The sequence below is a fragment of the Streptomyces sp. NPDC000134 genome, from assembly GCF_042899225.1.
In the GTDB taxonomy this organism is placed as follows: domain Bacteria; phylum Actinomycetota; class Actinomycetes; order Streptomycetales; family Streptomycetaceae; genus Streptomyces.
Genome location: NZ_JBIAZN010000001.1, coordinates 317,708 through 331,624, shown reverse-complemented (window position 1 = coordinate 331,624; position 13,917 = coordinate 317,708). Strand labels below are relative to the sequence as shown.

Genomic DNA, 13,917 nt, shown 5'->3' with positions numbered 1-13,917 from the left:
CGGCTGGCCTCGTAGGGGCCGGAGAGACGCCGAGAGGGCGGCACCCCCGCACGGGTGCCGCCCTCTCCTGGTGGACCGGGGCGCCGCCGATCGGTGAGGGTGGTCGGGTGACAGGCGGCGGCCCCGGGGTCAGCGGTGGTCGCTGCCCGCCGACTGGACCGCGGCGCGGCCGGCTTCCAGTCGGGCGACCGGGATGCGGAACGGGGAGCAGGAGACGTAGTCCAGGCCCACCTCGTGGAAGAAGTGGACGGACTCCGGGTCGCCGCCGTGCTCGCCGCAGACGCCGAGCTTGAGGTCGGGGCGGGTCTCGCGGCCGGCCTTCGCGGCGGCGGCGACCAGGGAGCCGACGCCGTCCTTGTCGATCGTCTCGAACGGCGACACCCCGAAGATGCCCTTCTCCAGGTACGCCGTGAAGAAGGACGCCTCCACGTCGTCGCGGCTGAAGCCCCACACCGTCTGGGTCAGGTCGTTGGTGCCGAAGGAGAAGAACTCCGCGCACTCCGCGATCTGGCCGGCGGTCAGCGCGGCGCGCGGCAGTTCGATCATCGTGCCGATGGCGAGCTTGAGCCGGGCGCCCGCGGCCGCCTCGACCTCGGCGATGACCTTGTCGGCCTCGTCGCGGACGATCTCCAGCTCCTGGACCGTGCCGACCAGCGGGATCATGATCTCGGCGCGCGGGTCGCCCTTGGCCGCCTTGCGCTCGGCCGCGGCCTCGGCGATGGCCCGTACCTGCATGGTGAACAGGCCGGGGATGACCAGGCCGAGGCGGACGCCGCGCAGGCCGAGCATCGGGTTCTGCTCGTGCAGGCGGTGCACGGCCTGGAGCAGGCGGAGTTCGTTCTCGTGCGGCTCCTGGCGGGACTCGGCGAGCGCCACGCGGACCGACAGTTCGGTGATGTCGGGGAGGAACTCGTGCAGCGGCGGGTCCAGCAGGCGGATGGTGACCGGCAGGCCGTCCATCGCCTCGAACAGCTCGACGAAGTCCCGCTTCTGGAGCGGGAGGAGTTCCTTCAGGGATTCCTCCCGCTCGGCCTCCGTGTCGGCCAGGATCAGGCGTTCGACCAGTTCGCGGCGGTCGCCGAGGAACATGTGCTCGGTGCGGCACAGGCCGATCCCCTGGGCGCCGAAGCGGCGGGCCCGCAGCGCGTCCTCGGCGTTGTCGGCGTTGGCCCGCACCCGCAGCCGGCGCTTGCGGTCGGCGAAGGCCATGATGCGGTGCACGGCCTCGACCAGCTCGTCGGCGTCCTCGGCGCCCGCGTGCATCCGGCCCTCGAAGTACTCCACGACCGGGGACGGCACGACCGGGACCTCGCCCAGGTAGACCTTGCCGGAGGAGCCGTCGATGGAGACGACGTCGCCCTCCTCGACCACATGCCCGCCGGGGACGGTCATCCGGCGGCGCTTGGTGTCGACCTCCAGTTCCTCCGCGCCGCAGACACAGGTCTTGCCCATGCCGCGGGCGACCACGGCCGCGTGGGAGGTCTTGCCGCCGCGGGAGGTGAGGATGCCCTCGGCCGCGATCATGCCGTCGAGGTCGTCGGGGTTGGTCTCCCGGCGGATCAGGATGACCTTCTCACCGGAGCGGGACCACTTCACGGCCGTGTACGAGTCGAAGACCGCCTTGCCGACCGCCGCGCCCGGCGAGGCGGCGATGCCCCGGCCGACCTGCTCGACCTTCGCGGTGTCGTCGAAGCGCGGGAACATGAGCTGGGCCAACTGGGCGCCGTTGACCCGGGTGAGCGCCTCGGCCTCGTCGATCAGGCCCTGGTCCACGAGCTGGGTGGCGATCCGGAAGGCGGCGCCCGCCGTGCGCTTGCCGACGCGGGTCTGGAGCATCCAGAGCCGGCCGCGCTCGATGGTGAACTCGATGTCGCAGAGATCCTTGTAGTGGTTCTCCAGGGTCTCCATGATCTGCATGAGCTGGTCGTACGACTGCTTGTCGATCCGCTCCAGCTCCGCGAGGGGGACGGTGTTGCGGATGCCCGCGACGACGTCCTCGCCCTGGGCGTTCTGCAGGTAGTCGCCGTAGACGCCCTGGTGGCCGGAGGCGGGGTCGCGGGTGAAGGCGACGCCGGTGCCGGAGTCGGGGCCGAGGTTGCCGAAGACCATCGAACAGACGTTGACGGCGGTGCCGAGGTCGTGCGGGATGCGCTCCTGGCGGCGGTAGAGCTTGGCGCGGTCGCCGTTCCAGGACTCGAACACCGCCTTGATGGCGAGGTCCATCTGCTCGCGCGGGTCCTGCGGGAAGTCCCGGCCGGCCTCCTTCTTGACGATCTTCTTGAAGGTGCTGACCAGCTTCTTCAGATCGTCGGCCGCCAGCTCGGTGTCGACCGCGACCTTCTTGGCCGCCTTCGCCTTCTCCAGGGCCTCCTCGAAGAGGTCGCCGTCGACGCCGAGGACGGTCTTGCCGAACATCTGGATGAGGCGGCGGTAGGAGTCCCAGGCGAACCGCTCGTCGCCGGCCTGCGCGGCCAGGCCCCGCACCGACGCGTCGGAGAGACCGATGTTGAGGACGGTGTCCATCATGCCGGGCATGGAGAACTTGGCGCCGGACCGGACCGAGACGAGCAGGGGGTCGTCGGCCTGGCCGAGCTTCTTGCCCATCTTCGCTTCGAGGGCGTCGAGGTGCGCACTCACCTCGTCACGCAGTGCCGCCGGCTCCTCGCCGCTGTCGAGGTAGGTCTTGCACGCCTCGGTGGTGATGGTGAAACCGGGAGGAACCGGAAGGCCCAGGTTGGTCATCTCGGCGAGGTTGGCACCCTTGCCGCCGAGGAGGTCCTTGAGGTCCTTGTTGCCCTCGGTGAAGTCGTAGACGAACTTCGTTACGTGGGGATCTTTGTTTTCCGACACGGTCTCGACTCCTCGAAGACGCGGTGGCTGCCCTGACGGCGAGGAATCTACCCAGATCGAAGGCACCTGGGTACGTCCACTTGCGCGTCATACGCCTGTAACCACCCGTCCGCCAGCGGATCTAAAGTCAAGGCTTGGCAAGCCCAGAGCCGGTTCTGTGTTCACTTCTTGAACGCGGGCAATGACACCGCAACCCGGGAGCGCTCTTATGAGCGACTCCCGACACTTCTGAGTTCGATCGATGAACGATCAGTGGGTGGCACTGCGTGCCACCCCTTTCAGAAGTGCAGCCGCCCATGATTCGCTCATCTGAGCGCTTCGACTATCAAGGGTGGCGAGAATCACGCCGCGGCGGCTCCCCGCGTCTCACACACCGAGCGCCAGCAGCCGTTCCTCCACCCGCTCCGGCGCGTACAGATGGTCCACCACCAGCGCCCCCGCCCCGGCCAGCCCGGCCCGCTCCCCGAGCCGCGAGGTGACGATCACCAGATGGGCGGTGGAGCGCGGCAGCGCCCGCTGGTACAGCAGTTCGCGTACGCCGGTGAGGAAGGGGGTGCCGGCCAGGTCCCCGGCGATCATCAGCACGCCGGGGTTGAGCAGGGTCACGACGGTGGCCAGCACGTCCCCGACCAGCTTCCCGGCCTCCCGGGCCAGCGCGGCCGCCTCCGGGTGCCCGGCCGCGAGCAGGCGGCGCACGTCCGAGCCCGAGGCCGCGGGGACGCCCGCCTCGGTCAGCCGCCGGGCCACGGCACCGCCGCTGGCGACCGCGGCCAGACAGCCGTACGAACCGCACCGGCACAGCGCGCGGGCGCCCTCGGGGACGCGGATGTGCCCGATGTCCCCGGCGCCGCCGTCCACGCCCCGGTAGATGGCGCCGTCCACGACGACCCCGGCGCCGATGCCCGTGGAGACCTTGACCAGCACGAACGCCGAGACGCCCGGGTGGTGGGCGCGCTGCTCGGCGTAGGCCATGAGGTTGGCGTCGTTGTCGACCAGTACCGGTACGGGGCCGGCGCCGGTGTGCTCGGTGACGGCGCGGCCGAGGCGGGAGCGGATGTCGTAGCCGTCCCAGCCCGGCATGATCGGCGGCTGGACGACCCGGCCGGTGTCGCGGTCGACGGGGCCGGGCACCGCCAGGCCGATGCCGCAGATCTCCCCGGCGTCCCGGCCGGCCCGGTCCAGCAACCCGGCGAACCAGTGGCCCAGTTCGCCGAGCACGGCGTCGGGGCCGTCCTCGACGACCAGGGTGCCGGTGTGCTCGGCGAGGATCTCGCCGGTCAGGGTGAGGACGGCGGCGCGGGCGTGCCGGGTGTCCAGGTCGGCGGCGAGCACCACCGCGTGCTCGTCGTCGAACTCCAGGGTGATGGAGGGGCGTCCGCCCAGCGGGGAGTCCACGGGGCCGCCGGCGCCCTCGCGCAGCCAGCCCGCCCGGAAGAGGCGGTCCAGGCGCTGGCCCACGGTGGCGCGGGAGAGGCCGGTGGCCTGTTGCAGCGCTCCTCGGGTGGTGGCGCGCCCGCTGCGCACCAGGGCGAGCAACTCACCGGCGCTCGCCTGGGAGTTGGCTCTTGGCGTGATTCTGCCGGTCCGGCCGGTCTGTTCCGTCATGCGCACCCCCTTGTGTTTCCCCACCCTGCATTACATAGTGAGTTATGCGTGTTAAATAGACGTAACTCTACGGCAGCCGCGCCGAACCGGCCCCGCCGGAGGTCCCCGGGAACCGCTCACCAGTATGGCGGGCCACCCCCGGCGGCTCGCGGCCCGTAGGCACCACCTGTCGCACCACCTGTCGCACCATCTGTCGCACCACCTGTCGCACAGCCTCAGCACAGCCTCTACCGCCGGACAGCGGTGACCAGGGAGGGGGCCGGGCATGACGGACCGGCATCATCTGCTCGTACGCGGCGAGACGTTCGCCGCCGTGGGAGACCGGGGGGACATCAGCGGGGTACGCGGCGGCGGGCCCCCGGACGGGCTGTTCGTGCGGGACGCCCGGCATCTGAGCCGGTGGCAGCTCACCGTCGACGGCGCCGTGCCGGAGACCCTCACCCCCGTCGCGAGCGGCGACACCGCCCGCTGCGTACTGGTGCCGCGCGGCGGCCGCGACGAGCCGCCGGCGTACACCGTCTTCCGTGAACAGGCCGTCACCGACGGGGTGCTGATCGAGACGTTACGGGTCACCGGCAACCGGCCGGCGCCGGTGACGGTCCGGCTCGCGGTCACCGCCGACGCCGACTTCGCCGACCAGTTCGAGCTGCGCGCCGACCACCGCACCTACGCCAAGCCCGGCGCCGTGCGCACCCGCCAGGTGCTGCCCTACGGCGTGGAGTTCGGCTACCGGCGCGGCGAGTGGCACTCGGTGACGACGGTGTCCGCCGAGCCGGTGCCCGACGCCGTGGAGGAGACCGGGACCGGCGCCCGCCGCCTGGTGTGGGCCCTCGACCTCGAACCGCACGGCACGGCCCAGGTCGTACTGCGGGTGGTGGCCCGGCCGCACGGGCAGCAGCGGGCGGTGCGGGTGCCCCGCTCGCCCGCCGCCGTCAGCGCCCGGCTCATCGCCGAGGAGGACGCCTTCGCCGAGGGGATCACCTTCCCCACCGGCTGGCCGGAGCTGGCCGCCGCCTGCGCGCGGGGCCTGGCCGACCTCGCCGCGCTGCACATCCCGGCGACCGGCCCCGACGGCGAGGACCTGCGCGTCCCGGCCGGCGGAGCGCCCTGGTTCCTCACCCTGCTCGGCCGGGACGCCCTGCTGACCTCCCTCTTCGTCCTGCCCTACCGGTCCCGTCCGGCCGCCCACACCCTCGCCGCGCTCGCCGCCACCCAGGCGCCCGCCCACACCGCGCCCGGCGCGGCGGCGGTCGCCCAGCCCGGCAAGATCGTGCACGAGGTGCGCCACGGCGAACTCGCCCACTTCGGCCAGGTCCCCTACCGGCGGTACTACGGCTCGGTCGACGCCACCCCCCTCTACCTGGTGCTGCTCGGGGCGTACGTCGAACACACCGGCGACACGGCGACCGCCCGGCGCCTGGAAGCCTCCGCGCGGGCGGCCGTCACCTGGATGCTGGACCACGGCGGGCTGACCTCGCGCGGCTACCTCGTCTACCGCGCCGACCGGGGCGGCCTCGCCAACCAGAACTGGAAGGACTCCCCCGGCGCGATCTGCTCCGCCGACGGCACCCGGCCCAGCGGCGCGGTGACGGCGGCCGGCGCCCAGGGCTACGCGTACGACGCGCTGCGCCGCACGGCCTGGCTGGCCCGCACGGTGTGGGCGGACGAGACCTACGCGCAGTTGCTGGAGCAGGCGGCCGGTGATCTGCGCGACCGTTTCCAGCGGGACTTCTGGATGCCGGAGCACTCCTTCCCCGCCCTCGCCCTGGACGGCGACGGGCGGCGGGTGGACGCGCTGGCCTCCGACGCCGGGCACCTGCTCTGGTCGGGGCTGCTGGACAAGGAGTACGGCGAACTGGTCGGACGGCGGCTGCTCGAACCGGACTTCTTCTCCGGGTGGGGCGTGCGGACGCTGGCGGCCGGGCAGCCCGCGTACCACCCGCTGTCGTACCACCGGGGGTCGGTGTGGCCGCACGACAACGCGCTGATCGCGCTGGGGCTCGCGCGCTACGGGCTGCACGACGAGGCGCGGACGGTGGCGCACGGGCTGGTGGACGCGGCGACGGCGGCCGGGCACCGGCTGCCGGAGGTGCTCGCGGGGTACGGGCGGGAGGGGCATCCGGAGCCGGTGCCCTATCCGTACGCGTGTGTGCGGGAGTCCCGGTCCGCCGGGGTGCCGCTCGCCCTGCTGACCGCGGTGGGAGGTGCGTGAGCGAGGCTCGGCCGGCCGTGCCCGGCCGCGTCCGCCGCGTCGCCGCCGCCGGACCTGGCCGGGGCCGTGCGGTCCCGGCCGGTCCGTCGGGGCCGTGCCCCCGGCCGGGCCGACGGGGCCGTGCCGGGTCAGCCGCCGGAGGTGTCCAGCTCCGCGTCCTCGCCGACGCCCGCGCAGTCGTAGGGGTCCTTGAGCCAGCCGTCGGGCAGCACCACGCGGTTGTTGCCGGAGGTGCGGCCGCGGGGGCCGTCGGCGCCGGCCGGCCAGGGCTGGTCGAGGTCCAGCTCGTCCAGGCCGGCCCGCAGTTGCGCCAGCGAGGAGGTGACGGCCAGGCGCCTGCGCATCTCGGAGCCGACCGCGAAGCCCTTGAGGTACCAGGCGACGTGCTTGCGGAAGTCGATCACGCCGCGGGCCTCGTCGCCGATCCACTCGCCGAGCAGCGTGGCGTGCCGGACCATCACGTCGGCGACCTCGCGCAGGGCGGGCCGGGCGAGGTCTTCCGTACGGCCCTCGAAGGCGGCGACCAGGTCCGCGAACAGCCACGGCCGGCCCAGGCAGCCGCGGCCCACGACCACGCCGTCGCAGCCGGTCTCGCGGACCATCCGCAGCGCGTCCTCGGCCGACCAGATGTCGCCGTTGCCGAGCACCGGGATCTCCGGGACGTGCTCCTTGAGGCGGGCGATGGCGTCCCAGTCGGCGGTGCCGCCGTAGTGCTGGGCGGTGGTGCGGCCGTGCAGGGCGACGGCCGTCACGCCCTCCTCGACCGCGATGCGGCCGGCGTCGAGGTAGGTGAGGTGGTCGTCGTCGATGCCCTTGCGCATCTTGATGGTGACCGGCAGGTCGCCGGCGCCGGTGACGGCCTCGCGCAGGATGGCGCGGAGCAGGTTCCGCTTGTAGGGCAGGGCGGAGCCGCCGCCCTTGCGGGTGACCTTGGGGACCGGGCAGCCGAAGTTGAGGTCGATGTGGTCGGCCAGGTCCTCGTCCACGATCATGCGGACGGCCTTGCCGACGGTCACCGGGTCGACGCCGTACAACTGGATCGAGCGGGGGCGCTCGGTGGCGTCGAAGTGGATGAGCTGCATGGTCTTCTCGTTGCGCTCGACCAGCGCCCGGGTCGTGATCATCTCGCTGACGAACAGGCCCTTGCCGCCGCTGAACTCCCGGCACAGGGTGCGGAAGGGAGCGTTGGTGATCCCGGCCATGGGGGCGAGGACGACGGGCGGCTGAACGGTGTGCGGACCGATCGACAGGGGCGTGGACGGCGTGGGCATTGCTCCATTGTCCCGCACCCGGGGCGGTGCCCGGCACCCGCCCGCGCGGATCAGTGTGTAGGGGTCATTAGTTAGCCGCACTATTGAAGTGGGCGTACGATGGAGGCCATGCCCGAGCCGCCCCGTCGCCGACGCCTGCTCGTGCTCGCGATCTGCTGCATGAGCCTGCTGATCGTGAGCATCGACAACACGATCCTCAATGTCGCCCTGCCCTCGATGCAGCGGGACCTGGACGCCACCACCTCCGGTCTCCAGTGGACGATCGACGCCTACACCCTCGTCCTCGCCTCGCTGCTGATGCTGGCGGGCTCGACGGCCGACCGGATCGGCCGCAAACGGGTCTTCATGACCGGTCTGGTGCTGTTCACCGCCGGCTCGGTGCTCTGCTCGCTGGCGCCGGACCTGTCCTCGCTGGTGGTGTTCCGGATGGTGCAGGCGGTGGGCGGTTCGATGCTCAACCCGGTCGCCATGTCGATCATCACCAACACCTTCACCGACCCGCGTGAGCGGGCCCGCGCGATCGGGGTGTGGGGCGCGGTCGTCGGCATCTCCATGGCCGCCGGGCCGCTGGTCGGCGGCGTGCTCGTGGAGACGGTCGGCTGGCGCTCGATCTTCTGGGTCAACCTGCCGGTGGGCCTGGCCGCGCTGCTGCTCACCCTGCGGTACGTGCCCGAGTCCCGGGCGCCCAGGGCGCGGCGCCCCGATCCGCTGGGCCAGGTGCTGGTGATCGCCCTGTTCGGCAGCCTGACGTACGCGATCATCGAGGCGCCGGACGCGGGCCCGGGGGCGGTGCTGCCGTACGCGGTGATCGCCGCCGGGGCGCTGGCGGGGCTGCTCGCCTATGAGCCGCGCCGCGCCGAACCCCTCATCGATCTGCGGTTCTTCCGGTCGGCGCCGTTCAGCGGGGCGACCGTCATCGCGGTCTGCGCGTTCGCGTCGCTCGGCGGGTTCCTGTTCCTGTCCACGCTGTACCTGCAGAACGTGCGCGGGCTGAGCGCGCTGCACGCGGGCCTGTGGATGCTGCCGATGGCCGTCCCGACCTTCCTGTGCGCGCCGCTGTCCGGGCGGCTGGTGGGCAGTCGGGGGCCGAAGCTGCCGCTGCTGGTCGCGGGCGCCGCGATGACGGCCAGCGGGGTGCTGTTCGCCGCGTTCGAGGCGGAGACCTCCGACGCCACGCTGTTCCTCGGGTACGTCCTGTTCGGCGTCGGCTTCGGCTTCGTCAACGCGCCCATCACCAACACCGCCGTCTCCGGGATGCCCCGCGCCCAGGCCGGGGTGGCCGCCGCCGTCGCCTCCACCAGCCGCCAGTTGGGCCAGACCCTCGGCGTCGCGGTGATCGGCGCGGTCCTGGCCGCGGGGGTCGGCGCGTCCGCGTACCGGGACACCTTCGTCCCGGCGGCCCGCCCCGGCTGGTGGGTTCTCGCCGCGTGCGGGCTGGCGGTGCTGCTCCTCGGCGCGCTGACCACGGGACGCTGGGCCCGCGGTACGGCGCAGCGGGCGGCCGGGCGCCTTGAGACGGCCGAGCCGGAGGGGGCGCGGGCGGGGGCCTGATCACCCCCTCGCGGAGTGTCGAGGCGGTACGCGCACGAGGGGCGCCCGGAGGACCGCGCCGGCCCGAGCCGGCGCCTGCTCAGCCGGCGGGCTCCGCCGGCCTGGGCCATGCCTTCGCCACCGCCTCCTCCACCCTCGGCAGCGCCCGCTGGCCCGCGAGTGCCGCCGTGATCGCCAGGGCCACGCCCAGCCAGGCCAGCGGGCCGAGCGGGGTGCAGCCGAAGAGCCGGCTGGCGCCGGGGGTCTGCACGAGGGCGACCAGCGCGGCGGCGGAGCCCAGTGAGGTGGCCTGGACGAGGCGGCTGCCGCGCCGGTCGGCGAGGGTCTGGGCCAGTTGGGTGCCGACCACCGCGCAGAGCGCCATCGTCGTGGACCGGCGCCGGGTGCCGGGGGTGAACCGGCCGAACAGCCAGGCCACCGTCGCGCCCAGCGCCGTGGTCAGGGCCCGGTGCCGGATCTGCCGGATGAGGGGCTCGCCCAGGACGGCCGTGCCCAGCGGCGCGGTCGCGTCGCGTTCCGCCTGTTCGGCGTCGCCGGTCGGGGTGACCGCCACGGCCATCGCCGGGAACAGGTCCGTGAACAGGTTGACCAGCAGCATCTGCCGGGTCGACAGCGGCGCCGAGCCGCCGAGGACGGTGCCCAGGAGGCCGAAGCCGACCTCGCCGGCGTTGCCGCCGATGAGGATGGCGATGGCGTCGGCGACGCTGTGCCACAGGGCGCGGCCCTCGCGCACCGCCTCCACCAGCACCAGCAGGTCCTCGCCGGTGACGACGAGGTCGGCGGCGTTGCGGGCGGCGGCCGAGCCGCGGGCGTTGATGCCGACGCCGATGTCGGCGGCGCGGATCGCGGCGGCGTCGTTGGCGCCGTCGCCGACCATGCCGACGACCCGGCCCGCGTCCCGCAGCGACTCCACGACCTGGAGTTTCTGCTCCGGCGCCACCCGGGCGACCACGTCGGCGTCGCGCAGCATCCGGGAGCGGCCCCGCCGGTCGGCGGCGGCGAGTTCGTCGCCGGTGACCACGGCGGCGTCCTCGGGCCAGCCCAGCTCGGCGGCGATGGCGCGGGCGGTCTGCGGATGGTCGCCGGTCAGCACCACCGGCCGTACGCCCGCCGCGCGCAGCCCCCGCACCAGCGCCGGGGAGGTCTCGCGGGCCACGTCGGACAGGCCGAGCAGCCCGGTGAAGCGCAGGCCGAGCCGGTCCAGGGGGCGGTCGAGCAGCTCGGCCGGGTCCTCGCCGCCGGTCAGCGGGCGGTGGGCGACGGCGAGGACGCGCAGCCCGGCGCCGGCCAGGTCGTGGGCGGTGTCGGAGGCGCGGCCGGGCAGGCCGGGGCAGGCGGGCAGCACGGTCTCCGGGGCGCCCTTGACCACCAGGACCGGGGTGCCGTTTCCGGCCCGGCCGACGGCGGCGGCGTAACCGCGCGAGGTCTCGAACGGCAGCCCCTCCGTCTGCGCCCACTCCGGGTCGTCCCCGGCCGCGGCGAGGACCGCCTCGTCGGTGGCGTGGGTGGGCCGGGTGCCGTCGCCGTCGAGCCGGGGGCAGGCGCGGGCCGCGACGCGTACCGCCTCGGCGGCCCCGGGCGCGTCCGCGCGGTGCACCCGCCCGTCGGCGTCGGCGGCCTTGACCAGGCGGAGCCGGTTCTCGGTGAGGGTGCCGGTCTTGTCGAAGCAGATGGTGTCCATGCGGCCCAGCGCCTCCAGCGTGCGCGGGGTGCGGACCAGGACGCCGCGCCGGCCGAGCCGCCGGGCCGCCGCCAACTGGGCGACCGTCGCCACCAGCGGCAGCCCCTCCGGCACGGCGGCCACCGCCACCGACACCCCGCCGCTGACGGCCTGCCGGATCGGGGTGCCGCGCAGCAGCGACAGACCGGTCACCGCGGCGCCGCCCGCCAGGGTCAGCGGCAGGGCCTTGCCGGTGAGTTCCTTGAGGCGGGCCTGCACACCGGCGGCCGACGGGGTCCGCGCGGCCAGCGACACCGCGCGGGACGCCTCGGTGCGCTCCCCGGTGTCCACCACGACGGCGTGGGCCCGGCCGGCGACCACGGTGGTGCCCTCGAAGACCATGCAGTGCCGTTCGGCCACGGGGGCGCCGGGGGTGGCCTCCACGCCCTTGTCCACCGGCAGCGACTCGCCGGTCAGCGCGGACTCGTCGACCTCCAGGCCGTCCTCCCAGAGCAGCCGGGCGTCGGCGGGCACCACGTCGTCGGTGTTCAGCGCGATGACATCGCCGGGGCGCAGCCTGGAGGCGTCCACGACCCGGGGCCGGCCGGCCGCGTCCGGGGACCGCGGCGCACCGGCCTCGGTGACCCGGGCCTTCTGCTTCTGCTGGGCCAGCAGCCCGGCCAGCGCCCGCTCGGCCCGCAGCCGCTGCAACCCGCCGACCAGGGCGTTCAGATCGAGGGCGCCGACGACCAGCAGGGCGTCCATCACCGACCCGAGGATCGCCTCGGCGGCCGACCCGACGGCGAGGACCGGGGTGAGCGGATCGTCCAGCTCGTTGCGTACGGCCCCGGCCAACTGCCACGTCCACGCGACCGGCGCGAGCGCGGGCGTGCGGGACGCCTTGCGCGCCGCCGCGCGGACCCCGGCGGTGAACCGCTCGGCCGCCGACGGCTCCGGCTCCCGCTGCTCCGCCAGCTTCGCCCGTACGCCGTCCGGGTCCAGTCCGTGCCAGGCCACCCGGGGCCGGGGACGCGGGGCGCGGGCCGCCGCGACGCCGAGCGCGGCCCGCGCGCCCGACACCAGGGCGGCCAGCGCGCTCGCGTCGACCGGGGCGTGCCGCAGCCCCGGCACGAGGGGGGACCGGGTGCCCCCGCGGGCCTCCCCGACGGCCACCAGCAGCCCGGACAGCGCGGCACCCGACCGGGCCAGCACCTGCGAACGGCGCCCGACCCCGCGGGCCGCGGGCACCGCCCGCAGCAGCTTCCACACATCGGCCAGGCCGTGCGGGGCGAGCACGTCCGCGCCCCACGCCACCGGGCACTCCCCGTCGGCGAGCGCCACCGCCACGTCGCCGCCGAGCAGCCCGGCCAGCAGTTCACCGCCGTCCCCCGCGCACGGCCGTACGACGGTGATCACGCCGCCGTCGGCGCGTAGTTCGCCGACCACCTCGCGCAGGGGGCGGTCCCCGCCGATCACCTGGTCCGCGAGGCCGGTGAAGTCGGCCAGCGCCGGGTCCTCGACCATCACCACGCGCAGCCCGGCGCGGCGGGCCGCGTCCAGCACGTCCTCGGTCCACGGGTCGGCGCCCGCGCCGGGCGAGCGCAGCGCGCTGGGGTGCAGCACGACCGTGCCGGCCATCTCCAACTGCCGCAGCCGCTCGGGGTCCCGTACCAGCACCCCGGCGCGGGACAGCGCGCCGCTCAGTACGGCGTGGAAGGCGGCGGGCCCGTACCGGGCGGCCTTCGGGGAGCCCGCGAGCACCGCCTCGGCCGCCTCGGACACGTCGTGCTTGACCAGCAGGGCCGCCACCGCGCCCGCGACGCTGCCGGTGGAGGCGTGCGCGGCGTACTCCTGGGCCGGGGAGGTGCGCAGCGGCGGGCGGGGCGCGGCATCGGCGGGCAGACTGCCGCGCGCCGGAGCGCACAACCGGTCGTGCACGACCTCGAAGGTGGCCGCGCGGGCCACCGCCTCCCCCAACTGACAGGCGCGCAGCACCCCGTCGAGGACCAGCGAGGCCGGGCTCTGCCCGGCGCCGTGCACGGCCGCGTTGACGGCGGCCAGCGCCACGTCCATCCGGGCGCCGCCGAGGCGCCCGCGCAGCCAGGACCGGAAGGCCGGGTTCTCCCTGAGCAGCGTGGCGACGGCGGTGACCAGGCGGGGCGTGGGCGGCAGGCGCAGCGCGGCGGCGGCCAGCCCGGCGGCGACGCCCAGGACGTCGGCGCCCAGCGCGAGCGCGGCGACCCGCACCGAGGCCGGGTCTCCGGGGTGGGACAGTTCCTCGGCCCCGGCGTCCGGGGCGGGCGCGCGGGTCAGTCCGTGCCGCTCGGCGAGTCCGGCCGCCCGGTCCACGACGCGGTCGGTGAGCGCCTCCTCGGTGGCGGCCACCACCAGCCGGGAGAGCCCGGCGTCCCAGTAGGCGAGCGCCACGTCGGGGTGTCCGGCGAGCGCGGCGGCGACCCGGCGGGCCGCGCGCTCCACGCCGACCGCCCGGCCGGCCCCGGCCGTCCCGGCCGGGCGCAGCGCGAGGTGGGCGCGGGGACCGGCCCGCCAGTCGCCGGTGCCGCCCGGCAGCGCGGCGCGGGCGACCCTGGCCGCCCGCGCCGCGAAGTCCGCGGTCCGTACGCCGGCCCGCGCGGTGCCCGCGGCGGCGCCGGCCGCCGCCCCGACGGCGGGCGCGGTACCGCGCGCCAGCAGCCTGGGCCCGGCGAGGACGAGACCGGCGACGCCGCCGGAGGTCCGGGTCAGGAGTCCGACCGCCATGGCCCGGC

6 protein-coding genes are annotated in these 13,917 nt (G+C 75.0%); 2 read left to right on the top strand and 4 right to left on the bottom strand.

What is annotated here, in order from left to right; all coding sequences use genetic code 11:
• Positions 1 to 129 precede the first annotated feature (129 nt).
• A complete protein-coding gene (gene ppdK, locus ACFY32_RS01430; protein WP_359191546.1) occupies positions 130 to 2,850 on the bottom strand; it encodes a pyruvate, phosphate dikinase in 2,721 nt (906 codons plus the stop codon).
• 366 nt (positions 2,851 to 3,216) lie between these two features.
• A complete protein-coding gene (locus ACFY32_RS01425; RefSeq protein WP_359191548.1) occupies positions 3,217 to 4,455 on the bottom strand; it encodes an ROK family protein in 1,239 nt (412 codons plus the stop codon).
• 265 nt (positions 4,456 to 4,720) lie between these two features.
• On the opposite strand from ACFY32_RS01425, the gene ACFY32_RS01420 reads away from it, so the two are divergent.
• A complete protein-coding gene (locus ACFY32_RS01420; protein ID WP_359191551.1) occupies positions 4,721 to 6,667 on the top strand; it encodes a glycogen debranching N-terminal domain-containing protein in 1,947 nt (648 codons plus the stop codon).
• A 128-nt stretch (positions 6,668 to 6,795) separates the two neighbouring features.
• Here the strand turns inward: ACFY32_RS01420 and dusB are convergent, their stop codons facing one another.
• Positions 6,796 to 7,938, bottom strand: a complete 1,143-nt coding sequence (gene dusB, locus ACFY32_RS01415; RefSeq protein WP_359191554.1) for a tRNA dihydrouridine synthase DusB — start codon at positions 7,936 to 7,938, stop codon at positions 6,796 to 6,798.
• Positions 7,939 to 8,046: 108 nt separating this feature from the next.
• Here dusB and ACFY32_RS01410 point away from each other — a divergent pair, with 108 nt between their 5' ends.
• Positions 8,047 to 9,489: an MFS transporter gene (locus tag ACFY32_RS01410; protein ID WP_390673132.1), complete on the top strand. Its 1,443-nt coding sequence runs from the start codon at positions 8,047 to 8,049 to the stop codon at positions 9,487 to 9,489.
• 79 nt (positions 9,490 to 9,568) lie between these two features.
• On the opposite strand, the gene ACFY32_RS01405 is transcribed toward ACFY32_RS01410, so the two are convergent.
• On the bottom strand, positions 9,569 to 13,909 hold the full coding sequence (locus ACFY32_RS01405) for an HAD-IC family P-type ATPase (protein ID WP_390673131.1): 4,341 nt from the start codon (positions 13,907 to 13,909) through the stop codon (positions 9,569 to 9,571).
• Between the last annotated feature and the right edge of the window lie 8 nt (positions 13,910 to 13,917).

What these genes read in the sequence shown, in the direction of transcription:
- ACFY32_RS01425 (WP_359191548.1), bottom strand. Translation starts at nt 4,455, where the DNA reads ATGACGGAACAGACCGGCCGGACCGGCAGAATCACGCCAAGAGCCAAC.
- ACFY32_RS01420 (WP_359191551.1), top strand. Translation starts at nt 4,721, where the DNA reads ATGACGGACCGGCATCATCTGCTCGTACGCGGCGAGACGTTCGCCGCC.
- dusB (WP_359191554.1), bottom strand. Translation starts at nt 7,938, where the DNA reads ATGCCCACGCCGTCCACGCCCCTGTCGATCGGTCCGCACACCGTTCAG.
- ACFY32_RS01410 (WP_390673132.1), top strand. Translation starts at nt 8,047, where the DNA reads ATGCCCGAGCCGCCCCGTCGCCGACGCCTGCTCGTGCTCGCGATCTGC.
- ACFY32_RS01405 (WP_390673131.1), bottom strand. Translation starts at nt 13,909, where the DNA reads ATGGCGGTCGGACTCCTGACCCGGACCTCCGGCGGCGTCGCCGGTCTC.